At 66.5% G+C, this 20,008-nt stretch carries 26 protein-coding genes; 8 read left to right on the forward strand and 18 right to left on the reverse strand.

Features of this window, described 5'->3' with window-relative positions:
* Positions 1-69 precede the first annotated feature (69 nt).
* The 6 genes from ROV95_RS17520 (at position 70) to ROV95_RS17545 (ending at position 7,895) form a co-directional block, all read left to right on the forward strand.
* Positions 70-297, forward strand: coding sequence for a hypothetical protein (locus tag ROV95_RS17520; protein ID WP_019661221.1), 228 nt, complete (start codon positions 70-72; stop codon positions 295-297).
* Positions 294-1,064 (forward strand): SDR family oxidoreductase, encoded by a 771-nt coding sequence (locus tag ROV95_RS17525; protein WP_019661222.1) that lies wholly within the window; start codon positions 294-296, stop codon positions 1,062-1,064. Before ROV95_RS17520 ends, ROV95_RS17525 begins: the two co-directional genes overlap by 4 nt.
* Before the next feature lie 91 nt (positions 1,065-1,155).
* Positions 1,156-2,382, forward strand: coding sequence for an efflux RND transporter periplasmic adaptor subunit (locus ROV95_RS17530; protein ID WP_312545498.1), 1,227 nt, complete (start codon positions 1,156-1,158; stop codon positions 2,380-2,382).
* A 127-nt stretch (positions 2,383-2,509) separates the two neighbouring features.
* On the forward strand, positions 2,510-5,680 hold the full coding sequence (locus ROV95_RS17535) for a multidrug efflux RND transporter permease subunit (protein ID WP_099494590.1): 3,171 nt from the start codon (positions 2,510-2,512) through the stop codon (positions 5,678-5,680).
* 62 nt (positions 5,681-5,742) lie between these two features.
* Positions 5,743-6,480 (forward strand): SDR family oxidoreductase, encoded by a 738-nt coding sequence (locus tag ROV95_RS17540; protein ID WP_021203972.1) that lies wholly within the window; start codon positions 5,743-5,745, stop codon positions 6,478-6,480.
* A complete protein-coding gene (locus tag ROV95_RS17545) occupies positions 6,474-7,895 on the forward strand; it encodes an efflux transporter outer membrane subunit (RefSeq protein WP_019661226.1) in 1,422 nt (473 codons plus the stop codon). The genes ROV95_RS17540 and ROV95_RS17545 overlap by 7 nt, the downstream gene beginning before the upstream one ends.
* Positions 7,896-7,936: 41 nt before the next feature.
* On the opposite strand, the gene ROV95_RS17550 is transcribed toward ROV95_RS17545, so the two are convergent.
* Entirely contained in the window at positions 7,937-8,314 is a 378-nt protein-coding gene (locus ROV95_RS17550) for a VOC family protein (protein WP_111099300.1), read from the reverse strand.
* 140 nt (positions 8,315-8,454) lie between these two features.
* On the opposite strand from ROV95_RS17550, the gene ROV95_RS17555 reads away from it, so the two are divergent.
* A complete protein-coding gene (locus ROV95_RS17555; protein ID WP_021203970.1) occupies positions 8,455-8,718 on the forward strand; it encodes a hypothetical protein in 264 nt (87 codons plus the stop codon).
* 19 nt (positions 8,719-8,737) lie between these two features.
* Here ROV95_RS17555 and ROV95_RS17560 read toward each other — a convergent pair whose 3' ends face one another.
* The 6 genes from ROV95_RS17560 to ROV95_RS17585 all read right to left on the reverse strand — a co-directional run bounded on the left by ROV95_RS17560 (position 8,738) and on the right by ROV95_RS17585 (position 14,021).
* Positions 8,738-9,592, reverse strand: coding sequence for an endonuclease/exonuclease/phosphatase family protein (locus ROV95_RS17560; RefSeq protein ID WP_043399271.1), 855 nt, complete (start codon positions 9,590-9,592; stop codon positions 8,738-8,740).
* A gap of 138 nt (positions 9,593-9,730) precedes the next feature.
* The gene (locus ROV95_RS17565) at positions 9,731-9,958 is read right to left on the reverse strand and encodes a hypothetical protein (RefSeq protein WP_227200225.1); all 228 of its coding nucleotides are present in this window, start codon (positions 9,956-9,958) and stop codon (positions 9,731-9,733) included.
* A 59-nt stretch (positions 9,959-10,017) separates the two neighbouring features.
* Complete coding sequence (locus tag ROV95_RS17570; protein ID WP_312545505.1) at positions 10,018-10,254, reverse strand: hypothetical protein; 237 nt, start codon at positions 10,252-10,254, stop codon at positions 10,018-10,020.
* An 87-nt stretch (positions 10,255-10,341) separates the two neighbouring features.
* Positions 10,342-11,046: a PA1136 family autoinducer-binding transcriptional regulator gene (locus ROV95_RS17575; RefSeq protein ID WP_019661232.1), complete on the reverse strand. Its 705-nt coding sequence runs from the start codon at positions 11,044-11,046 to the stop codon at positions 10,342-10,344.
* 5 nt (positions 11,047-11,051) lie between these two features.
* Positions 11,052-11,924 (reverse strand): glyoxalase III HchA, encoded by an 873-nt coding sequence (gene hchA, locus ROV95_RS17580; protein WP_312545506.1) that lies wholly within the window; start codon positions 11,922-11,924, stop codon positions 11,052-11,054.
* Positions 11,925-12,008: 84 nt separating this feature from the next.
* The gene (locus ROV95_RS17585) at positions 12,009-14,021 is read right to left on the reverse strand and encodes an alpha/beta fold hydrolase (RefSeq protein ID WP_312545508.1); all 2,013 of its coding nucleotides are present in this window, start codon (positions 14,019-14,021) and stop codon (positions 12,009-12,011) included.
* A 285-nt stretch (positions 14,022-14,306) separates the two neighbouring features.
* On the opposite strand from ROV95_RS17585, the gene ROV95_RS17590 reads away from it, so the two are divergent.
* Positions 14,307-14,618 carry an isoprenylcysteine carboxylmethyltransferase family protein gene (locus ROV95_RS17590; protein WP_312545509.1) on the forward strand — a complete coding sequence of 104 codons (312 nt, stop codon included), beginning with the start codon at positions 14,307-14,309 and terminating at the stop codon, positions 14,616-14,618.
* Between the two features lie 14 nt (positions 14,619-14,632).
* Here the strand turns inward: ROV95_RS17590 and ROV95_RS17595 are convergent, their stop codons facing one another.
* From ROV95_RS17595 to bet, 11 genes are all read right to left on the reverse strand, one after another.
* On the reverse strand, positions 14,633-15,115 hold the full coding sequence (locus tag ROV95_RS17595; RefSeq protein ID WP_312545510.1) for a hypothetical protein: 483 nt from the start codon (positions 15,113-15,115) through the stop codon (positions 14,633-14,635).
* 253 nt (positions 15,116-15,368) lie between these two features.
* Complete coding sequence (locus tag ROV95_RS17600) at positions 15,369-15,587, reverse strand: AlpA family transcriptional regulator (RefSeq protein WP_065183319.1); 219 nt, start codon at positions 15,585-15,587, stop codon at positions 15,369-15,371.
* 55 nt (positions 15,588-15,642) lie between these two features.
* On the reverse strand, positions 15,643-16,362 hold the full coding sequence (locus ROV95_RS17605; RefSeq protein WP_312545511.1) for a hypothetical protein: 720 nt from the start codon (positions 16,360-16,362) through the stop codon (positions 15,643-15,645).
* Positions 16,355-16,507: a hypothetical protein gene (locus ROV95_RS17610; protein WP_181453450.1), complete on the reverse strand. Its 153-nt coding sequence runs from the start codon at positions 16,505-16,507 to the stop codon at positions 16,355-16,357. Before ROV95_RS17610 ends, ROV95_RS17605 begins: the two co-directional genes overlap by 8 nt.
* Positions 16,500-16,946 carry a hypothetical protein gene (locus ROV95_RS17615; RefSeq protein ID WP_312545513.1) on the reverse strand — a complete coding sequence of 149 codons (447 nt, stop codon included), beginning with the start codon at positions 16,944-16,946 and terminating at the stop codon, positions 16,500-16,502. The genes ROV95_RS17610 and ROV95_RS17615 overlap by 8 nt, the downstream gene beginning before the upstream one ends.
* Entirely contained in the window at positions 16,939-17,607 is a 669-nt protein-coding gene (locus tag ROV95_RS17620; protein WP_312545514.1) for a hypothetical protein, read from the reverse strand. Before ROV95_RS17620 ends, ROV95_RS17615 begins: the two co-directional genes overlap by 8 nt.
* Positions 17,604-17,822 (reverse strand): hypothetical protein, encoded by a 219-nt coding sequence (locus tag ROV95_RS17625; protein ID WP_312545515.1) that lies wholly within the window; start codon positions 17,820-17,822, stop codon positions 17,604-17,606. Before ROV95_RS17625 ends, ROV95_RS17620 begins: the two co-directional genes overlap by 4 nt.
* Positions 17,819-18,049: a hypothetical protein gene (locus ROV95_RS17630; RefSeq protein WP_312545517.1), complete on the reverse strand. Its 231-nt coding sequence runs from the start codon at positions 18,047-18,049 to the stop codon at positions 17,819-17,821. Before ROV95_RS17630 ends, ROV95_RS17625 begins: the two co-directional genes overlap by 4 nt.
* Positions 18,046-18,267 (reverse strand): sigma-70 region 4 domain-containing protein, encoded by a 222-nt coding sequence (locus ROV95_RS17635; RefSeq protein WP_312545519.1) that lies wholly within the window; start codon positions 18,265-18,267, stop codon positions 18,046-18,048. Before ROV95_RS17635 ends, ROV95_RS17630 begins: the two co-directional genes overlap by 4 nt.
* Positions 18,264-19,043 (reverse strand): lambda exonuclease family protein, encoded by a 780-nt coding sequence (locus ROV95_RS17640; protein ID WP_305099235.1) that lies wholly within the window; start codon positions 19,041-19,043, stop codon positions 18,264-18,266. The genes ROV95_RS17635 and ROV95_RS17640 overlap by 4 nt, the downstream gene beginning before the upstream one ends.
* On the reverse strand, positions 19,040-20,002 hold the full coding sequence (gene bet, locus ROV95_RS17645; protein WP_312545522.1) for a phage recombination protein Bet: 963 nt from the start codon (positions 20,000-20,002) through the stop codon (positions 19,040-19,042). Before bet ends, ROV95_RS17640 begins: the two co-directional genes overlap by 4 nt.
* Between the last annotated feature and the right edge of the window lie 6 nt (positions 20,003-20,008).

Genomic DNA, 20,008 nt, shown 5'->3' on the forward strand with positions numbered 1-20,008 from the left:
AATCAGGACTAATCAAGTAAAGGTTTGAGGTCTATCGTGGCGCCATTCGTTAATTGGAGCCCGTCCGCCATGAGCCTGCGCAACATTCTTGCCCGACTCCGGAACGCCGGCCAGAGCACCCTGGACCTGGCGATGACCGTCGAAGCCCGTCCGAGTTCCTTGGTACACAAGGACTTTCGTGAGTTTACCGCGCCCATGCGTCAGCAGCGTGGCGGCGCCATCCGCTTGGCCCCCCACAAGGGTGACCGGCTGCGCCGGATCGGGACTATCCCGGATTTGGGAGGAAATGTCCCGTGAATGGGATACTGACGCCCGAAGTTCTGGTCCTCGGTGGTACCGGTGCCGTGGGCCAGGGCGTGGTCGGCGCCTTGCTGGAAGCCGGCAGTCCGGTGCTGGTGGTCGGTCGCGATCCGGGCCGGCTGGCTGCGCTGCATGAGCAGTTCGCCGATGAGCCGGGCCTGGAGACGCTGCTGGGTTCACTCAGCGATGACGGCTCGGCACGCGCCCTGGCCGAACGCATCGGGCAGCGCCCGCGTCCATTGGCCGCGGTGATCGCGGCCATGGGCGGGCCCTACCGTCGCGGCCGGGTGATCGACCGCAACGGCGAGGAGCTGCTCGGGGCCATGCAGGCCGACCTGATGCCGCATGTGCACGCGGTGCGCCACCTGCTGCCGTTGTTGCAGGACAACGTGCATGCGCGGCGCTATGTGATGATCGGCAGCCCGGCCAGCGCCAAGCCCTGGGCGGGCTACGGCGAGACCTCGATCACTACCGCCGCGCTGCGCATGTACGCGCAGGTGGTGCATCAGGAAGCGCAGGCGCTGGGCGTGCGCGCGCAGATGCTGGAAGTCTGCAGCCCGGTGTGTACCCCGGCCAACGCGGCCAACGCCTGCATCGAGTGGCCCAGCTCGCTGCTGGTCGGCCGCCGCGTGGTCTCGCTGCTCGATGGTTGCCGGGACAACCGCGCCATCGTCCGCTGCGACAGCAGCGATGCCGAACTGCCACGGGGCCTGCTGCACCTGGAAGTTCCCCCTTTGTGGCGCGATACCGCAGGCGTCGCTTGACCTCGACCAAGGTTGAGGTCGCAGTATGCGCCGCCGATTTTTGCAACACGTTCCCATATTGCTGTACCACCCCTCCGTACGGATGCATGCCATGACTTCCCCCAATACCACCCCACATCGTTTCGGCCATCGCATTGCGATGGTTGGCGTGTCGATCCTCGCCGCGGCCGTGCTGGCGGCCTGCAGCGGCGGCCATGCCGAAGAGGCCGGTGCACCGCCGCCGCCGCAGGTCAGCGCCGCGCCGGTGCTGGTCAAGCAGGTCAGCCAGTGGGACGAGTTCAGCGGCCGCGTCGAAGCGGTACAGAGCGTTGAACTGCGCCCGCGCGTGTCCGGCTACATCGACAAGGTCAACTACGTCGAAGGCCAGGAAGTGAAGAAGGGCGATGTGCTCTTCACCATCGACGCCCGCAGCTACCAGGCCGAGTACGACCGCGCAGCCGCCGAGCTGGCCCGTGCCCGCACCCAGGCCAGCCTGGCCCGCAGCGAGTCAGAGCGTGCCAAGCGGCTGTCCGAGCAGCAGGCGATCTCCACCGAGACCGCCGAGCAGCGTCGCGCGGCTGCCGACCAGGCGGGGGCTGCCGTGCAGGCCGCGCAGGCGGCCCTGGATGCAGCCCGGCTCAACCTGGAATTCACCAAGGTGCGCGCGCCGATTGACGGCCGTGCCGGCCGCGCGATGGTCACCGCCGGCAACCTGGTCACTGCTGGCGACAGCGCCAGCGTGCTGACCACGCTGGTCTCGCTGGACACGGTGTTCGTCTACTTCGATGCCGACGAGAGCACTTTCCTGCGCTACGCCCAGATGGCGCGCAAGGGCGAGCGCCCGAGCGAGCGGGACAGCGAGCTGCCGGTGAAGGTCGGCCTGTCGGGGGAAGAGGGCTATCCGCACTCGGGCAAGGTCGATTTCCTCGACAACCAGGTGGCGCGCAGCACCGGCACCATCCGCGTCCGTGCGCTGCTGGACAACGCCGACCGCCAGTTCACACCGGGCCTGTTCGCCCGCGTGCAGCTGCTTGGCAGCGGCCAGTTCCAGGCCCTGCTGATCGACGACAAGGCCGTGCTGACCGACCAGGACCGCAAGTACGTCTATGTGGTCGACAAGGATGGCAAGGCCCAGCGCCGCGACATCCAGCTCGGCCGTACCGCCGACGGCCTGCGCATTGTCGAGCATGGCCTGGCCGCAGGTGACAAGGTCATCATCGACGGTGTGCAGAAGGTCTTCATGCCGGGCATGCCGGTGCAGGCCAAGGCGGTGGCCATGCAGCCACCGGCCGCAAAGCCCGCACCGGGCCGCGATGCCACCGCTGCGCTGAACCAATGATCCGCCCGCTCCTGATCCGCGTCCCCGCTTAGCTGCCGGCGCCAGCGGCAGCCTTCCCTGCCTTCGTCATATTGGCGAGGGGCGGGGCGGCTGTTGCCCGCCGAATGCCTTTCCCAGGAATTCCTCCATGGACTTTTCCCGCTTCTTCATCGACAGGCCGATCTTCGCGGCGGTGCTGTCGATCGTGATCTTCGCCGCAGGCCTGATCACGATTCCAATCCTGCCGATCAGCGAGTACCCCGAAGTGGTGCCGCCGTCGGTGGTCGTGCGCACGGTCTATCCGGGCGCCAACCCCAAGGTCATTGCCGAGACCGTTGCTACCCCGCTCGAAGAGGCGATCAACGGCGTCGAAGGCATGATGTACCTGAAGTCGGTTGCCGGCTCGGACGGCGTGCTGCAGATGACCGTCACCTTCCGCCCGGGCACCGACCCGGACGCGGCGGCGGTGAAGGTGCAGAACCGCGTGGCGCAGGCACAGGCACGCCTGCCCGAGGACGTGCGCCGGCAGGGCGTGACCACGCAGAAGCAGTCGCCCACCTTCCTGATGGTGGTGCACCTGACCTCGCCGCAAGGCAAGTACGACACTCTGTACCTGCGCAACTACGCGCGCCTGCACGTCAAGGATGCGCTGGCGCGTATTCCGGGCGTGGGTGACGCGCAGATCTTCGGTGGCGGCGACTACGCCATGCGTGCCTGGCTGGACCCGGACAAGGTGGCGTCGCGCGGCCTGACCGCCAGCGACGTGGTGCGCGCCATGCGCGAGCAGAACGTGCAGGTGTCGGCCGGCCAGCTCGGCGCCGAACCGCTGCCGGACAGCAAGTTCCTGACCCTCATCAATGCCCAGGGCCGGCTGAAGACCGAAAAGGAATTCGGCGACATCGTGCTCAAGAGCGGCACGGATGGCGAGATCGTGCGCCTGTCCGACGTGGCCCGCCTGGAACTGGGCGCGGGCGACTACACCCTGCGCTCGCAGCTGGACGGCAAGAACGCGGTGGGTATCGGCATCTTCCAGTCGCCGGGTGCGAACGCGCTGGAAATCCGCGACCAGGTCATCTCGACGATGGACGAGATGCAGAAGACCATGCCGGCCGATGTGAAGTACGAAGCGGTGTATGACACCACCATCTTCGTGCGCGACTCGATCAAGGCCGTGGTCTCCACGCTGCTTGAAGCGATCGCCCTGGTGGTGCTGGTGGTGATCCTGTTCCTGCAGACCTGGCGTGCGTCGATCATTCCGTTGATCGCGGTGCCGGTGTCGGTGGTGGGTACCTTTGCCGCGCTGTACCTGCTGGGCTTCTCGATCAACACGCTGAGCCTGTTCGGCCTGGTGCTGGCGATCGGCATCGTGGTCGACGACGCGATCGTGGTGGTGGAGAACGTCGAACGCAACATCGAGGAAGGGCTGTCGCCCACCGCAGCGGCCCACCAGGCCATGCGCGAGGTCTCCGGCCCGATCGTGGCGATCGCGCTGGTGCTGTGCGCCGTGTTCGTGCCGATGGCGTTCCTGTCCGGTGTCACCGGCCAGTTCTACAAGCAGTTCGCGGTCACCATCGCCATTTCCACGGTGATCTCGGCGATCAACTCGCTGACCCTGTCGCCGGCCCTCGCCGCGCGCCTGCTGAAGGCCCACGGTGCCCCGAAGGACGGCCCGAGCCGCCTGATCGACCGCCTGTTCGGTTGGGTGTTCCGTCCGTTCAACCGCTTCTTCAAGTCCAGCTCGGAGAAGTACGAGCGTGGCGTGGCCCGCATCCTCGGCCGTCGTGGTGCGGTGTTCGTGGTCTACGCGATCCTGCTGGTCGGTACCGGCGTGATCTTCAAGCTGGTGCCGCCGGGCTTCATTCCGACCCAGGACAAGCTGTATCTGATCGCCGGTGTGAAGCTGCCGGAAGGTTCGTCGATCGCCCGCACCGATGAAATGCTGCGCAAGGTCGCCAAGATCGCCCAGGAAACCGATGGCGTCGCTCACACCATCTCGTTCCCCGGTCTGAACGCGCTGCAGTTCACCAATACGCCGAACACCGGTGTGGCGTTCATCCCGCTCAAGCCGTTCGCCGAGCGCCATGGCCGCACCGCGGCGCAGATCAACGCCGAGATCAACCAGAAGATCGCTGGCCTGCAGGAGGGCTTCGCGTTCGCGATGATGCCGCCGCCGATCCTCGGCCTGGGTAACGGCAACGGCTACCAGATGTTCATCGAGGACCGCGGCAACCTGGGCTACGGCGCACTGCAGAATGCCGTGCAGGCGATGCAGGGCACCGTTGCGCAGACCCCGGGCATGGCCTTCCCGATTTCCAGCTACCAGGCCAATGTGCCGCAGCTGGATGCCGAGGTGGACCGCGTCAAGGCCAAGGCACAGGGCGTGCAGCTCACTGAGTTGTTCGACACGTTGCAGACCTACCTGGGTTCGGCCTACGTCAACGACTTCAACCAGTTCGGCCGTACCTGGCAGGTGATCGCCCAGGCCGACGGTCCGTTCCGCGAGACGGTCGAGGACATCGGCAAGCTGCGCACCCGCAACGATCGTGGCGAGATGGTGCCGATCGGTTCGATGGTCACCATCAAGCAGACCTTCGGCCCGGATCCGGTGCTGCGCTTCAATGGCTACCCGGCAGCGGACCTGGCCGGCGAGGCCGACCCGCGCCTGCTGTCCTCGGCCGAGGCGATGACCAAGCTGACCGAGATCGCCGGCAAGGTACTGCCGGTCGGCATGACCACCGAATGGACCGACCTGAGCTACCAGCAGGCAACCCAGGGCAAGGCCGCCTTCATCGTGTTCCCGGTGGCGATCATGCTGGCCTTCCTGGTGCTGGCCGCGCTGTACGAGAGCTGGTCGCTGCCGCTGGCGGTGATCCTGATCGTGCCCATGACCCTGCTGTCGGCGCTGTTCGGCGTGTGGCTGACCGGTGGTGACAACAACGTGTTCGTGCAGGTCGGCCTGGTGGTGCTGATGGGCCTGGCATGCAAGAACGCAATCCTGATCGTCGAATTCGCCAGAGAGCTGGAGATGGGCGGCAAGGGCATCGTTGAAGCCGCGCTGGAAGCCTGCCGCCTGCGTCTGCGCCCGATCGTGATGACCTCCATCGCGTTCATCGCCGGCACCGTGCCGCTGGTGCTGTCGCACGGCGCAGGCGCCGAGGTGCGCTCGGTGACCGGTATCACCGTGTTCGCCGGCATGCTGGGCGTGACCCTGTTCGGCCTGTTCCTCACCCCGGTGTTCTACGTGGCACTGCGCAAGCTGGTTACCCGCAACGGTGGCGGCCAGCTGGTGCAGCATGGCGAACCGACCATCCATCACTGACATGGAACCCCGGCCGCCGGCTACCGGCCGGCGGCGGCTTTTCCCTCACGAGGCATGAATCCATGAACACCCATCAGAACAAGATCGCGCTGGTCACTGGCGCTACCCGTGGCATCGGCCTGGAAACCGTGCGCCAGCTGGCCCAGGCGGGCGTGCACACGCTGCTGGCCGGTCGCAAACGCGAAACGGCGGTGGAGCTGGCCCTGAAGCTGCAGGCCGAGGGCCTGCCGGTGGAAGCCCTGCAGCTGGACGTGACCGACGCGGCCAGCATCGCCGAGGCAGTCGAGCAGGTGCGCCAGCGCCATGGCCGCCTCGACATCCTGGTCAACAATGCCGGCATCATGATCGAGAATCCCGCGCAGGCGCCGTCGGAGCAATCGCTCGAGACCTGGAAGCGCACCTTCGACACCAACGTCTATGCGCTGGTGGCAGTCACCCAGGCCTTCCTGCCGCTGATCAGGCAGGCCAAGTCCGGGCGCATCGTCAATGTGTCCAGCATGCTCGGTTCGCAGACCCTGCATGCCGACCCGACCTCGGGCATCTACGATTTCAAGATCCCGGCCTATAACGCGTCCAAGGCCGCAGTGAACAGCTGGACCCTGAGCCTGGCCTATGAGCTGCGCAACACGCCGATCAAGGTCAATACCGTGCATCCGGGTTACGTAAAGACCGACATGAACGGCGGCAATGGCGAGATCGAAATCAGCGAAGGCGCGCGTTCCAGCGTGGAAATGGCGCTGATCGGTGAGTCCGGTGCCAGCGGCAGCTTCACCTACCTGGGCGAGGTGCTGCCATGGTGATCCGCACGTTGGCGATGGCCGTCTCCAGCCTGGTGCTGGCAGGCTGTGTCAGCGTCGGCCCGAACTACAAGGCCCCGGTACAGGAGCCGGTGGTGCTGAAGAGCGCGCAGCAGCCGGTCTTCAGTTCCGTCTCGCCGGTGGCCAGCTGGTGGGCGCAGTTCGACGATCCGGTGCTGGAAGAGCTGGTGCACGGCGCACTGTCGGACAACCTGGACCTGCGCGTGGCCGTGGCCCGCGTCAGCCAGGCCCGTGCTGTGTTCGTCGAAAGCCGTTTCGACCAGGCCCCGCACATCACCGCAGGCGGCAGTTACGACCGCCGCAAGCAACCCGATCCGCAGCTGGGTGGGCAGCGGGTGTTCAGTGAAAGCTACCAGCTCGGCTTCGACGCCGGCTGGGAGCTGGATCTGTTCGGCCGCAAGCGCCGTGCTGCAGAAGCCGCGCGCGCCGACCTGGACGCCGAGCAGGCCAACCTGGCCGACGCGCAGGTGCTGGTTGCCGCTGAAGTGGCGCGCAACTACTTCGAACTGCGTGGCACCCAGAAGCGCATCGCAGTGGCCCAGCACACGTTGGAGAACCTGCGCGATACGCAGAAGCTGACCGAAGCACGCTGGGAACTTGGGGCCGGCAGCGAACTGGACGTGCAGAGCAGCCGCGCCCGCCTGAAGGCGATCGAGGCCGATATCCCGCTGCTGGAAGTAGCCGAGACGCAGTCGCGCAACCGGCTGGCCGTGCTGCTGGGCCAGCGCCCGGAAGTGCTGACGGCGATGCTGGCGCCGCAGGAAGTCCCGGCGTTCGCCAAGGCCTTGCCGCTGGGTGATACCCGCGAACTGCTGCGCCAGCGTGCAGACGTGCGTATGGCCGAGCGTCGCCTGGCTGCCGCGACCGCACGCGTGGGCGTGGCCACAGCGGACCTGTTCCCGCGGTTGTCGCTGTCAGGCTTCGTCGGCTTCCTCGGCGGCGATGCCAGCGGCCTGGTCAATGGCAGCAACAAGGCCTGGTCGCTGACGCCCTCGCTGAGCTGGGCCGCGTTCGACTTCGGCACCGTGCGTGCGCGCCTGCGTGCCAGCAAGGCTGAAGCCGAAGGCGTGGCCGCGCAGTACGAACAGGCGGTACTGCTCGCCCTGGAGGACACCGAGAACGCGCTGACCCGCTATTCCAAGCAGCAGGCACGGTTGGCAATCGTGGTGGAGCAGGCGCAGGCGGCTCGGCGTGCCGAATCGCTGGCGCAGATCCGCTATCGCGAGGGATCGGAGGACTTCCTGACCCTGCTGGACGCGCAGCGGACCCAGCTGGCAGCCGATGATGCGCTGGCGGCGGCCGAGGCCGACGTCAACGTCAGCGTGGTGGGTGTGTACAAGGCGCTGGGTGGTTGGGGTCAATCACCGCAGCCGCCAAGCGTGGCGCAGGCGCAGTAACCGCAGGGGACGGAAGCAGGGACTTCCGTCCCCTTGTTCTTTCAGGGCCAGTGGTTGGCCGGTACCTCACGCTCGCGCATGCGCACGATGCAGAAGCGATGGCCGGTTGGTGCTTCCATCACCCACCAGCGCTTGACGAAGCCTATCCGTCGCGCGCCGAGCTTCTCCAGGCGGTCGGCTTCGGCATCGATGTCGTCGCTCTCGATGTCCAGATGCACCCGTGACGGGTGATCGACGCGCTGGACTTCAACGTCCAGGCCCGCCGGAGCACCGAGCAGGTCGGCGTACTCGGCGGCGTCTTCGGCACGGGCGGGCTGCGCCTTCAGGCCAAGCGCGGCGGCCCAGAAGCGGGCACCTTCGTCGGCGGGAATGCCCTCGCAATCGATGATGAAACCGGCCAGGCGACTCTGGTGTGCCATGCCTTTCTCCACAGTTCGGGAACAGGGGCAGGGTAGCGCGGCGTCTGCTGTGGACGTTGTCACAGTCGTGACGTTTCTGACTCTGCCGGAAGCCGTGTCCGCCGTGTAACTAGTGGGGCAGATTCCAGGGAGTACACACGATGAGCGATGACAGGCGGGATACCCAGCGCATGCTGTTTGGCGACCCGGGGCCACCCGGTGCGGGCCTTTCGGTGGCGGTCGTTGTGCTGCTGGTGCTGGCGACGATGGCCGCTGCGATCGGTTTCCTGCGGCTGCCCGATCCGATGCTGGGGCTCGGGCTGATCGGTGTCGCCGTGTTCCTTGCCGTCGGCGCCCGCATCTGCCAGGCGCGCAACCAGCACCAGGCGTTGTACCGGCTGTTGTCGCGGCAGCCGCCGCCGTAGCCACGGCTGCCGCGGGAATTCAGGGCTTCGGCCAGTCCAGCTCGACCACCAGCGGGAAATGATCCGACGGCAGCACGCCGTCGATGCGACGATCATCGGTAAGGAAGCTGCGCGCACGGAAGCCACGCACCAGCACCCAGTCCAGCTGCACGGTGGCCTTGCCGGTGAAGTCGTGGAAGGTCGGGCGCGGACCCTGCGGTGTTTTCACCTGGGTACGGGTGTCCTGCAGCAGGCGGGTGAACGCCCTGTAGGTGTCACCGCCGGGCTCGCTGTTGAAGTCACCGGTCAACACCACCGGCAGGTCGTCCGGCATGGCCTGCAGGCGCTTGCCGATGAGCTCGGCACCCTTCACCCGGCGCGGTTCGTCCTCGTCGCGGTAGGGCAGGTGGGTATTGAGGAAGTAGAAGCGACGGCCATCGTCCAGGCGCCGGAACAGGGCCCAGGTGACCATACGCGGGTACAGGTTGCCCCAGCTGATGCTGCCAGGGACGTCCGGCGTATCCGAAAGCCAGAAGTTGCCGGATTCCTCGATGGCCAGCACCTTGCTGTCGTAGAACACGCCCATGTGCTCATCGCCGCTGCCACCGCGGCGGCCTTCACCGAACCAGCGGTAGCCGGGCAGGTGCCCTGACAGGTAGTCGGCCTGTTCCTTCACCAGTTCCTGGGTGCCGATCACTGCCGGGTGCGCGTCGAGGATCACCTTGACCATCGCATCACGGCGGTCGGGCCAGCGCTTGCCCGGCTCGGTGTCAGCCGGGGTACGGACGTTGAATGACATCACCTTCAACGGCGCCGGCGTGACGGCCCAGGCAACGGCAGGCAGAGCAAGCGCCAGCAGCGCACTCAGCGCCGGGCGACGGAAACGCGACAACATCGTGGAATCCCTCCATTCCATGAAAACGGTTTCATGGAGCATGCCATGGAAGGCGGGGGCAGTGGTATGCCGGGACGGGCGACTTGGAGACGCCGGGCGGGCGCTGGACGCTCCGCCCGGCAGATGCCCCTTGCCCGATCAGGGGTCGTAGATCATCCCGTTCTCGTCGCGGTTGTAGTGGTCGCTGGCCACGCGGGTGCCGTCGTCATGGACCACGTACAGCGTGCAACGCTGGTGGAACACGTTGCCGCTGATGCGGAAGGGCACGCACTCCTCCTGCAGGCCGACCTCTTCGGCTGCATTCGCCGGCGGCGAGGGCACCAGGGCCGCAAGTGCAACTACTGCAGCGAAAGAAAAAGCGGTCATTCGATTGTGCAGCGTCATTGATCACACTCCTTGTAGCCGTAGTCGGTGTCCGATGCAGATCAGTCTGCCGGGAGGTACCACTGACCGTTCTCGTCTATCCAGTACACCGACGTGAAAACGGTGCCGTCTGCCAGAGTGCGGGTGACGGTGCAGCGCTGATGCACGAGGTTGGGCCCAAGTCTTACGGGCACGCAATCGGTCGTCGATCCGGGGGGCCCGGCCGCGTGGCCAGTCGCCGGTATCCCACTACCCAATGCCAACATCAATGCGGCCATCGCGGCCAGTTGCAGTTTCATAAGCATCATCCTTGCTTTCTGCAATCGCGCACATGCGCGTGGCGTGTGTAACACGCGAACCAGAGCTCCGGAAGTGCCTCGCCGCGATCAGTCTTCGATCTCGCCGCGACGGCTGGCGGCACGCACTGCCTGCGCGGTGGTCGCCACACCCAGCCGTTGCCGCGCGTGGCGCAGGTGGTTCTCCACCGTGCGCGTGGAAAGCCCAAGCGTGGCCGCGATCTCAGCTTGCCGGCGCCCGGCGGCGACCCAGCGCAGCACTTCGCGCTCGCGGTTGCTCAGTGCGCTTCCCGAACGCTCGGCAGGCGATTCGGCCAGACGGCGCGCGGCCCGGAATGCTGCGGTTGCAGCAGCTTCCAGCCGCAGGCGCGCGTTGGCCGACGCGTCGATTGACGTACCGGCAACGCTGACCGCGCCTTCCAGGCCGGTGATGCCGAACACCGGCACCTGCAGCCCATGCAGGCCTTCGCCGCGAGGCTGCTTCACCACCTGGTAGCGCTCGCCGCGAACGCCCAGGCGCTTGCTCCAGAAGAACGGCGCGTTGCTGTCCAGCACGTGGCGATTGACGGGGCAGGCGTGGAGGTAGCGCGCAAGGTCGGTATCGCTGCCATCGCCGAACCAGTCACCCTCGATCCAGTACACGCGTTGCGTACCCCGCTCCAGCCCGGTGCCGGTGGCAAACACCAGCACGCGGTCGAAGCCGAGCGGTGCCGCGATGCCTCGCAGGACTGCACCCACCGCGCTCAGCGAACGGGCGCGTTCCAGCTCCAGCAGCGCCTGCACCAGCTCGGTCATCCGGCTCAGCGCCCGGCCAGGGCGTCGAGCAGGGCGCGTGCAGCCAGTTTGCCCAGCGCATTGCCAGCCAACGGGCTGTCGCCGGTCAGCAGCAGGCGGTCCTGCAGCACGCTGCCATCGATGCCGTCATTGACGATCTGCACGCCCCGCTGTGCCAGGCGCTCACCGAAGAACCACGGCAACTGTCCAGGCATGTAGCCGATCTCCGGCGTCTGCCGGTCCATCGCATCGGGGAAGGCGCAGATGCGGTAGCCGCGGAACAGCGAACCGCCATCGGCCTCGTCCACGCCCGCAGCCAGCAGTGCGGCCGGACCGTGGCAAAGGGTGATGATGTGGCGTTGCTGGGCCATCGCCCAATGCAGGACGGACTTCACCGCGCGGCTCTGCGGCAGTCCGATCAGGGCGCCATGGCCACCGGGGATGAACACTGCAACATAGTCCGAATCCGCATCGAGCCCGGCGACCACCTCGTCCAGTGGCAGCGGCTGGCGGAAGCACGAGGCATAACGCTCGTACAGCCCGCCGATTTCCTTGTCCTCGTTTGGAAATGCCCACCACTCGAACTTGGCGGGGTTGCCCGACAGCGTGGCTACATCGATGCCGAAGCCGGCCTTGTCGAGGTGGTACATCGGCAGCAGGGTCTCCACCGGATGGTTGCCGGTGGAGAACAGGTGGCCATTGGCAGTTGGCAGATAGCGTTCGTCGGCAGCGATCATCAGCACCTTCCAGCGGCCATCGCGGCGCGCATCCGGGTAGTCGGCACCGGAAAGGTTGCTCTTGGGCGATGTGAACTGTGACAGCGAGTAGGGCGACGGGAAGAAGGCATCGCGCTCGGCCGGGTCGGGGCTGGGCTGGCGGCTGGGCTCTTGCGTGTTCATGCAGATCTCCTGCGGGAAATGTGAGGCCAGCATAGGAGCGTGGGTGCGCACGCGCGATGAGGGATTTCCCTCAGCTGCCCACGGCTAATTGGCCTGGTTTCCGTGTTGCTGCATATCCTCATGCAGGATCCGCCGCAGTTCGACGATGGCCGGCGTGGCTTCCTGCACGCTGTGCCCGGAGACGATCACCTTCTCCGAGTCCGCATGCGGCAGGTGCGAGCTCCAGTAGGGCACCAGCCCGTCGCTGGTCTTTCCCAGCGGACCATCGGCCTTTGCCCGCGCGATGATCGAGTGGTAGTGCACCTTCGGCGACATCGGCAGGTCTGCCACGGCGCGGACGAAGGGATCGTGCTTGTCCAGATTCTGGATGCTGTTCATCTGGTAGCCGTGCTTGCCGTCGGTGCGGTCGATCTGGCCGTCGTTGGCGATGGTGGCAACGTCTTCCAGCACGGTCAGCGGCAACCGCACCAGGCGACCGATCCAGCGGCCCAGGCGGGTGCCCGCCACATCGGTGCCGCGGTGTGGCGTGGCGATGAACACCACCCGCGACACTGCCGGTTCCGGCAGGAAGGTCAGCACCGGTGCGCCCTTGGTGCGCAGCAGTTCACGCTGTGCCGGCGTCATCTGCGCGGTTGCCAGCAGGGTATCGACCAGATGATCGCCGGAAGAGGAAACCATCAACCGCGCGATCACCCCACCCATGCTGTGCCCGACCAGGACCATGTCATGCGAAGCCCGCGCCTTGCCGCTGGGGTCGAAATGCTTGAACACCTCATCCAGCGTGTGGTGCATCGCATCGTGGCTCATCGCGATGGGCATGTTGGTGGGGTAGTAGAACTGCCAGACCTGGAAGTCCTGGCGGATCTCGTCGTCGCGCAGCAGTTCGTTGGCCACGTTGACCCAGGCTTCCGGACTGCTGGCCAGGCCATGGATCATCAGCAGTACGCGACGGTTGGGATCGTAGGGCTGCATCATGTACAGATGCGGCGTGTCGATGCCGCCCTTGCCCCCGAACAGCGAGCGCAGCGACTGCCGGCTGAAATTGGAACGGGCCAGCCACAACGCATAGCCGGCAGTGAAGTTGGCCGCCAATGGCACGTGCTGGCCGTGCAGGGTTACTTCCGAAACCTGGTAGGGATCGTGAATCTCCAGCTCCGGCTCGTCATCGTGCAGCACTTCCCACAGGTTCTTTCCCGAGAAGCGCAGCAGCACCGTCATCGATGGCGAAGGCATCTCGCTCCAGCTCTGAGTGGCGGAAGGGCTTGCCTGCACCGCTGCCGGCGTAGTGCTGGGCGTGGTTGCGGCCGGGTCATCCATCACGGCCACCAGTTCGGCACCGAAGCCATCGCGGCGGTGCACGCTGCGCAGCGTGCCGGTGAACGACAGCGAGGCGGCGGGTACCAGTTCGGTCGGTGTACGCTCGTCCAACGCCGATGCTTCCCCTGGAGGGGCCAGCACGAACGTCCAGCGGCCCAGCTGGAGATGGTTGGCATCGTTGTGCACGCGCCCGGTGGCGTAGGCGTCGTACAGCTGCACGGACGCCTCCTGCACGGCCAGGTTGTAATAGTCGCGCACTTGGGTCTGGCGGTCTTCGAAGCCGCGCTGGTTGGCGGTGCGCTCGGTGAAGAACAGGTAGGCGTAGGCCTGGCGCGCGACCTGCATCCATGCGTCCAGGCGCGGCTGGAAGTCGGCATCCAACTCGTTGATTGCGGTCTTGGCGCGACCCGAGGCGGAGTACTCGCGCTTCGGCGCCGGCAGGGTCATCGCATACTGCAGCCACAGCTCGGCCAGGCTGGAGCGCTTGTCCTCCTCGCGCACGACGATGCTGGCTTCCATCGCTTCGATGCAGGGCAGGCCGGGCTTGGCGCAGACACCTTCATCAAGGCCGGCCACGCGCAGCGTCTCCGTGGTCGCCGCACTGAGCTTGCCGGAGGTGAGGATGTCACCGCGCTTGAGCGCGATGTACTGGCCGGGCGTGACCGAGGCGACCTGCACCGAAGGCCCGAACTGCCGCAGCGTCGCGCAACCTCCCAGGCTGAGCAGCGCGGTGATGATGAGGGTCGTGCGGCCGATCAAGCCCAAGCCCGTGGTAGCCATGCGATCCTCCTGCGCGGAGGCGCCACTCTAGCGGTCGGTCTGTCAAAGTGGAATCCACTGGCCGGATTGGGCCTGGCCGATGCGTCCGCCGTGCGATCCGGGCATTCCCGTGTGACACTGTGGTGGAACGTGCTTGGTGATCGTGATGACCTGGCTGGAAACACGTGTTCCCCCGCCCGTGGTGATGCTGCTGTCGGCTATGCAGCGTGCAGGCTGTGGCCGGGTTCTGCCTTTCGGGCACCGGTGCCGGCGCTACTGGCGGGTCTGACGATGGCGCTCGGTGTGATGCTCAACCTGCTGCCCAAGGTCTCCTTCCGGCGAGCAGGCACCACCGTCAATCCTCTGCGACCTTCGGCCTCGAGCGTGCTGGTTACCAGCGGGGTCTACCGCCGCACACGGAATCCGATGTATCTGGGCCAGGCGCTGGTTCTGCTGGGAGCCATGGTGTACCTGCAGCATCTGATCGCGCTGATCGTGGTCCCGCTGTTCCTGGCGTACATCACGCGGTTGCAGATCCTGCCGGAGGAGCGGGCACTGATGGCGCGCTTTCCCGAGGCGTACGCGCAGTACCGTCGTCGCGTGCCGCGCTGGCTGTAGCGTTGGCTACGCCATCAGCGGCTGATCTGGCATTTCACTGCGGCCGAATAGCCCTCGTAATCGTCGCCCGCGATCACGTGCAGGGTATGGCGCTTGTCGATGCGCTTCGCGTACGACGGTTCTTCGGTATTGGCGTGCTCGTTGACTTCGGTCACCGACCAGGCCTTGGCCAGGCGCTTGGCATCGACACCGTTCAAGTACACGAAGAGGCTCCTCTCGCCTTCGGCCACGTTCACATCGGCACTGGTGACCGTGCCGCCAAACAGCGCGACCGGCTTGTCCTCCGGTTCGAATGTACCGCCCGGCTTCTTGGCCAGGCCGGCTGCCTGCAGGGCATCGATGGCTTCGGCCTTGCTGAAGTTGGAGCCAGGTCTGCAGGACAGCAGGGCTTCCAACGTTGCGGTGCCTGGCGGCGCGATGGTGGGTGTGGAGGCGTGCGTGGCTGGGGCTGCGGCCAGGGCGGTGAGGAGCAGGGACATCGCGAGGGGGGCTTTCATGGCAGATCCTTCTGGCGATCGCGGGGTGAGGGGCTGTTGGAGGTGTCATCCCGATTATGCGCCACACATCCTCCGCGACGTGCAGGCACAAAAAAGCCGGAACCCCGGTTGACGGGAGATCCGGCTTCTTGCGGCCTCGACAGGCCATACAGATGGTGGAGGTGGGCCCTACCGCAATGTGAACGTAAGTTGTTGATGGAGCAGGTGGTTGGTGCTGGTGTCCGAAACCTATACCCCCAGCAATACCCCCACTCTATGCAGCCTTGGCGGGTTCAATTCCATCCCGCTCGGCGACCCGGGCGGCCTGCCAGGCGTCCACCTCAGCCTCGATCCAGCCTACCGCATTGCCGCCCAGCGGCACAGGCGCCGGGAAGGTGCCGGCGCTGATCCGATCATAGATCGTGGTCTTGCCCAGGCCCGTGCGGCGCTTGACCTCGGGCATCTTGATGAAAACGAGCGGCTCGGTAGCCATGTTGTCCTCCTTCAGTTCGTGGCCAGCGCAGCGCGCAGCTGCTCGGTGGCGGTGTTCATGCGGCTGCAAACAGATCGGCAGGCACGGTGACCTGAGTGCGGTTTGCTGCCTTCGTTTCGAGGATGTGCCCCCCCCACTGCTGGGCCATGGCCGCGGCAATCGCGGGATCGAAGCGCGAACGCTCTTTCTCGCGATCCGGTCCTGGTGGCATCAGGTGGCAGCGGGCCTCGATCTTCCCGTGCTGTTCGATCACCTGCGCCTTCGTGTGGCTGGCCACCAGCGCAGGCAGGTTCTTCAGCCAGAGCGTTGCGCCCTTGGTGAAGGGGCTGCCGAAGTCGTAGGGCTGCACAGTCTGCGTCGGCCGCCCCAGCACGCTCATGGCCAAGCCATGCGGCTTCGAGTTCTCCGCGGCGATGAACTCCACGGGCGCTGCCATCAGGTCGGCGAACAGCAGTGCGCCCTCCAAGAAGTCGCGCATGCGGTTCGGGTACTTCGGGTGCCGGCGGCGGTCAGGCTGCGGCAGCGCGGTGTCGTCCGGGTGGTACATCCAGCGGATGCCGGCCAGCGTGTTGAAGGTGCAGTAAGGGTGGGCAACCATCGCCAGCCAGCGGCCGGCCTGCAGATGGTTCCGCACGTCGTCCTGGATGTGCCAGCGCGGGTCACCCTCGCTGGGCCGCAGATCGCACGAGTAGGCGCCGAAGCCGAAGGCGCGGAACGCCGACGCCACGGTGTCGCTGTACTCGCAGGCAACGAGGATCGGCAGCAACTCAGCCATGAGCGCACCTCCTCCAGCACCAGCGCAGCCCATTGCGCGCGGCGCGGCATGCGCGGCTGATCGCCCACAGGGTGGCGATGCCGGCCAGGAACCCGGCCAGGGCGAACACGTGGACCATTGCAGCGGTGAGCAGCTGGTCAGCCACGGAACATCCCCTTCTTTCCTTCTTCGGGCCGTGCTTGTCGGCGGCGAAGCTCGAAATCACGGCGAGTTTGCGCGTCCCCCAGCTTGTCCTCTGGCAGGATTCCCCGTCCGCAGTGCGGGCAGCACGGGGCCATGTTCCGGCTTCGCCACACGGCCTCGACCTTTTTCGCCGCGATCAGGTGCAGGTTGTGCGACTTGTCCTGTTCCAGCTGCTCCGCCCGGGCTTTGAGCTTGGACATCTCCTTGTCGTAGAAATAGGCCAGCTGGTGCAGCGCCCAGTAGGGAGAAAGCTGGATGCCGCAGGCGTCGCAGGTCACGATCTGGCCGTTGTCGTCCCACGTCATCTTGCGGTGGTGGCAGCGCTCGTCCTTCAGGTAGGTGTGCTTTTCCTGACGGCGGCGGATCAACAGCTCGCCGATCTGAATCACGTTGTCAGCCATTGCCCACCGCCATGCTGTCGATCAGGGCCAGCAGACGTTCGCACTCCAAGATGCGCGGCATGTCACACAGCGCCCGAGAATTTGCATACTCTCGCGTGATGGCATCCCGGAACTGCCCAAGGTCCACGGCCTGCGCGGGCTTGTATTCCTCGGCCGCCTCGATGGCGTTCTGCCAAGGGCAGTTGGCGCTGCTGTGCTCGCCGATATCCACGCCAGTGATGGATGCGATGCGGGCGGCCAGCTCGTCGGCCACTTCTTCACATCGGTCGCGCTGGTCGATGGTTTCGCCCAAGGCCCGGTCAGTCGCGTCATCGGTCCCCACCGGCTGGCGGGCGGCGAAGGCAGCAGCCACGTCCTGCGCGAACGCCAGCAGTCCCCCGCGATCCAGCAGGCGCACGCCGTCTTCCCGGCTTTCCTCGGCATGCAAGTCGGCCAGCGAGAGCACGCGGTCCAGATCGAGCGCATCCCCCTGACCACCCGGGGAGGGCTGGGCGGAGAGGGCGGCGCGTGCGTAGTCCCGCATCTGCTCGGCGGTGTACAGCGGCTCGGTTCCGTCGCTGTAGGCGCTGTAGCCCGTGCACGGCAGCGGCGGCAGGGCATCCCCCAGCCTCACCCTCCCACCGGGCTGCACGTCCGCCAGGGTCTTCTTGTCGGTGGTCATGCGGATGCTCCCTTCTTCGTGCGGCTGTTGTGGCCACCTTCGATCACCTGGCGGCGGCTGATGGTGGATCGGTCGATGGGGCTGTTGCCGAGGATCTGGACCTTGCCGCCTGCTGCTTCCCAGCGGGCAACGTCGTCGGCGATCTCGGCCCGCTGGCGGTCCTTCTCGGCCTGCGTGGCCAGGTCAAAGGTCGGCTGTACGTGGATGCTGGTCACGAATGCGTCTCCTGATGCGCCAGCAGCGGCCAACGGGTGCGGCGCTGCCAGCTTTGGGTGAGGTGGTTCAGTTCGACCTGCAGCGGATCGCGGCGCAGGGGGCGCAGCGGGTCGTGCAGGCGGCGCTCGGTGTTCCGGCAGGGCGCGCACGCAGCGGTGGCCTTGCCGTTGATCAGCGGGAAGAACCGCAGCGGCAGCCGGGCCGTGCACTTCGTGCAGGTCTTCATGGCTGCTCCAAGCGCGACTTGCTGAGGTTCTCCCGGGTGAGCGGGTAGGGGCCGCGCTTCACCCTGGTGTCGGCGGTGGTGAGCGAAACGCCCAGCTGCTCGGCGATCTGGCGCATGGTGTAGCTCTTGCCCTCGACCACTCGGGCGAAGAGCGCCGCCTTGGCCTTGCCACCACGGATCGTTCCCCGGTGCGGGTAGACGTAGTTCAGGCCCTTCATGCGGCCTCCTGGTGGTCGTCAGCGCGCAGGGACTGCTCGAACCCGACCACCATCTGCCGGAACGGCTCCAGGTCGGCGCGCAGCTTGGCGATGAACGCCTCGTCGCGGTCGAAGCGGCGCCACCACAGCTGCTTGCCCACGGCGGCCAGCGCCGGGCAGTACAGGCCGATGTGCCACCACTGCCGGCCGGTCAACCACATGCATCCCTGGGCCTGCTCGAACACCTCGCTCGCATCGTTGTCGATGTGGAAGGCGCGCAGCTTCTCCGGGTTGATGAAGCACTTGTATTCGCTGCCGCCGTCCTCGCCGATGAAACCGTCGGCCGAGCAGCCGTAGTCGCCGCAGTCGCTCAGGACGAAACCTGCGCGCTTCACCAGCAGCCCGGACTGCACCTCATGCTCGGCGCGTGCCTGCGGTTCCAGCTCATGGCCCCGTCGCATGGCGAACGTCTCGAATCCCTCGTCCAGCGGCTCGCCGCTGATGCGTTCGATGGCAAGCCGGAAGGCGTAGTTCTTCGACGCCTCGCTGAAGTCGCCGATGGGCTCGCCGGCGATGGCCTTCTCAATGATGGCCGAGCGCGGCACGGCCTTGTAGCCGGCGCGCTCCATGGCGGTTCTCTCGGCCAGGCCGGACAGCACCGCGTCCACATAGGTGCGTTGCTGGTCGGTCAGCTCGCCCACGCGCGAGCGCGCGGTGGCGAACATGCTGGCCGTGATGATGCCGGCGCGGGCGCGGTGCCACGCCTCGCTGCCCTGGTCGCACCCGATGACGATCACAGCGGCACCTCTTCATCGGCTGCGGTCTGCTGGCCGCCTTCTTCAACCACAGTGGCGCTGGCGCGGTCGGCGATGCCCTTCAGGGTTTCGTGGCCGGCCGTGCCGATCAGCTGCCGCTGTTCCTTGGTCAGGCGGCCCCATGCGCCCTGGTATTCCTCCATGCCGCACTCCGCGAACTCCTGCAGGCTGGCGTACAGGGCCTGCCGCTCCGGGGTGTCCTGCGGCTCGGCCTGCTGCTGGCGGGTGATGGCGCCAGCGGTCGAGGGGCGGCGATCAGCGCGCACAGATTCGGCATCGATGATGTCCTTGCCTTCCATTTCCTCGGCGGTGGGCTGGGAGCCGACCGCTTCCGGGAACGCCTTGCGCAGCGCCTGGGCCTCAGCGCACTTCGCCAGCTGGCCGAAGGCGCGCTTTTCCCACATGGCATTGGGACTGCCATCGCTCTTGGACGCGTAGTTCTCCAGCCAGTATTCCTTGGCGGAGAACTCCACTACCTGGTTACCGAGCAGCTTGCGGACCGTGACGCGGCACCATTCCGGGTAGTGCAGCTGGAAGGCTTTCTGCGTCTTCTGCCTGCGCCCATTGGGTCCATCCGACCACACGTCCCGCACCGACTCCATGGTGCAGGTCGGCCCGAACTCGGGTTCGCTGCAGCCGGCGTACTGGCCCGTGCGGGAAGCGTTGATGCGGTACAGGCCGATGCCGGGCATGACCACGTCGCGCATGCCGTTGACGGCGCTTCCGTCGGGGTTCTCGCCGATCTTCACCTTCATCGGCACGATGTGCACCGGCTTGGTCATCGGGTCGAGCCCGGCCGCCTGGCAGTAGCTCAGCACCATGTCGATGGACGCATCACTGGCGCCCGGATACAGGCTCGACTTCAACGCGCCGCGGATGGCTTCGGCCTGCTCGCTGGTCATCAGGGCGCCGGCAGCGGCGCGGGTGGTCATCTGGTTCATGGGGGC

Origin of the sequence: Stenotrophomonas maltophilia group sp. msm1 (genome assembly GCF_032025805.1) — a bacterium.
GTDB lineage: Bacteria > Pseudomonadota > Gammaproteobacteria > Xanthomonadales > Xanthomonadaceae > Stenotrophomonas > Stenotrophomonas hibiscicola.

Excerpts from the sequence above, each read along its gene's own strand:
- ROV95_RS17545 (WP_019661226.1), top strand. The coding sequence starts at position 6,474 with ATGGTGATCCGCACGTTGGCGATGGCCGTCTCCAGCCTGGTGCTGGCA.
- ROV95_RS17550 (WP_111099300.1), bottom strand. The coding sequence starts at position 8,314 with ATGGCACACCAGAGTCGCCTGGCCGGTTTCATCATCGATTGCGAGGGC.
- ROV95_RS17520 (WP_019661221.1), top strand. The coding sequence starts at position 70 with ATGAGCCTGCGCAACATTCTTGCCCGACTCCGGAACGCCGGCCAGAGC.
- ROV95_RS17635 (WP_312545519.1), bottom strand. The coding sequence starts at position 18,267 with ATGAAGGGCCTGAACTACGTCTACCCGCACCGGGGAACGATCCGTGGT.
- hchA (WP_312545506.1), bottom strand. The coding sequence starts at position 11,924 with ATGAACACGCAAGAGCCCAGCCGCCAGCCCAGCCCCGACCCGGCCGAG.
- ROV95_RS17575 (WP_019661232.1), bottom strand. The coding sequence starts at position 11,046 with ATGACCGAGCTGGTGCAGGCGCTGCTGGAGCTGGAACGCGCCCGTTCG.
- ROV95_RS17620 (WP_312545514.1), bottom strand. The coding sequence starts at position 17,607 with ATGACCACCGACAAGAAGACCCTGGCGGACGTGCAGCCCGGTGGGAGG.
- ROV95_RS17530 (WP_312545498.1), top strand. The coding sequence starts at position 1,156 with ATGACTTCCCCCAATACCACCCCACATCGTTTCGGCCATCGCATTGCG.
- ROV95_RS17585 (WP_312545508.1), bottom strand. The coding sequence starts at position 14,021 with ATGGCTACCACGGGCTTGGGCTTGATCGGCCGCACGACCCTCATCATC.
- ROV95_RS17540 (WP_021203972.1), top strand. The coding sequence starts at position 5,743 with ATGAACACCCATCAGAACAAGATCGCGCTGGTCACTGGCGCTACCCGT.
- ROV95_RS17595 (WP_312545510.1), bottom strand. The coding sequence starts at position 15,115 with ATGAAAGCCCCCCTCGCGATGTCCCTGCTCCTCACCGCCCTGGCCGCA.
- ROV95_RS17605 (WP_312545511.1), bottom strand. The coding sequence starts at position 16,362 with ATGGCTGAGTTGCTGCCGATCCTCGTTGCCTGCGAGTACAGCGACACC.
- ROV95_RS17570 (WP_312545505.1), bottom strand. The coding sequence starts at position 10,254 with ATGAAACTGCAACTGGCCGCGATGGCCGCATTGATGTTGGCATTGGGT.
- ROV95_RS17630 (WP_312545517.1), bottom strand. The coding sequence starts at position 18,049 with ATGAAGACCTGCACGAAGTGCACGGCCCGGCTGCCGCTGCGGTTCTTC.
- bet (WP_312545522.1), bottom strand. The coding sequence starts at position 20,002 with ATGAACCAGATGACCACCCGCGCCGCTGCCGGCGCCCTGATGACCAGC.
- ROV95_RS17600 (WP_065183319.1), bottom strand. The coding sequence starts at position 15,587 with ATGGCTACCGAGCCGCTCGTTTTCATCAAGATGCCCGAGGTCAAGCGC.
- ROV95_RS17535 (WP_099494590.1), top strand. The coding sequence starts at position 2,510 with ATGGACTTTTCCCGCTTCTTCATCGACAGGCCGATCTTCGCGGCGGTG.
- ROV95_RS17615 (WP_312545513.1), bottom strand. The coding sequence starts at position 16,946 with ATGGCTGACAACGTGATTCAGATCGGCGAGCTGTTGATCCGCCGCCGT.
- ROV95_RS17590 (WP_312545509.1), top strand. The coding sequence starts at position 14,307 with ATGCTCAACCTGCTGCCCAAGGTCTCCTTCCGGCGAGCAGGCACCACC.
- ROV95_RS17555 (WP_021203970.1), top strand. The coding sequence starts at position 8,455 with ATGAGCGATGACAGGCGGGATACCCAGCGCATGCTGTTTGGCGACCCG.
- ROV95_RS17560 (WP_043399271.1), bottom strand. The coding sequence starts at position 9,592 with ATGTTGTCGCGTTTCCGTCGCCCGGCGCTGAGTGCGCTGCTGGCGCTT.
- ROV95_RS17565 (WP_227200225.1), bottom strand. The coding sequence starts at position 9,958 with ATGACCGCTTTTTCTTTCGCTGCAGTAGTTGCACTTGCGGCCCTGGTG.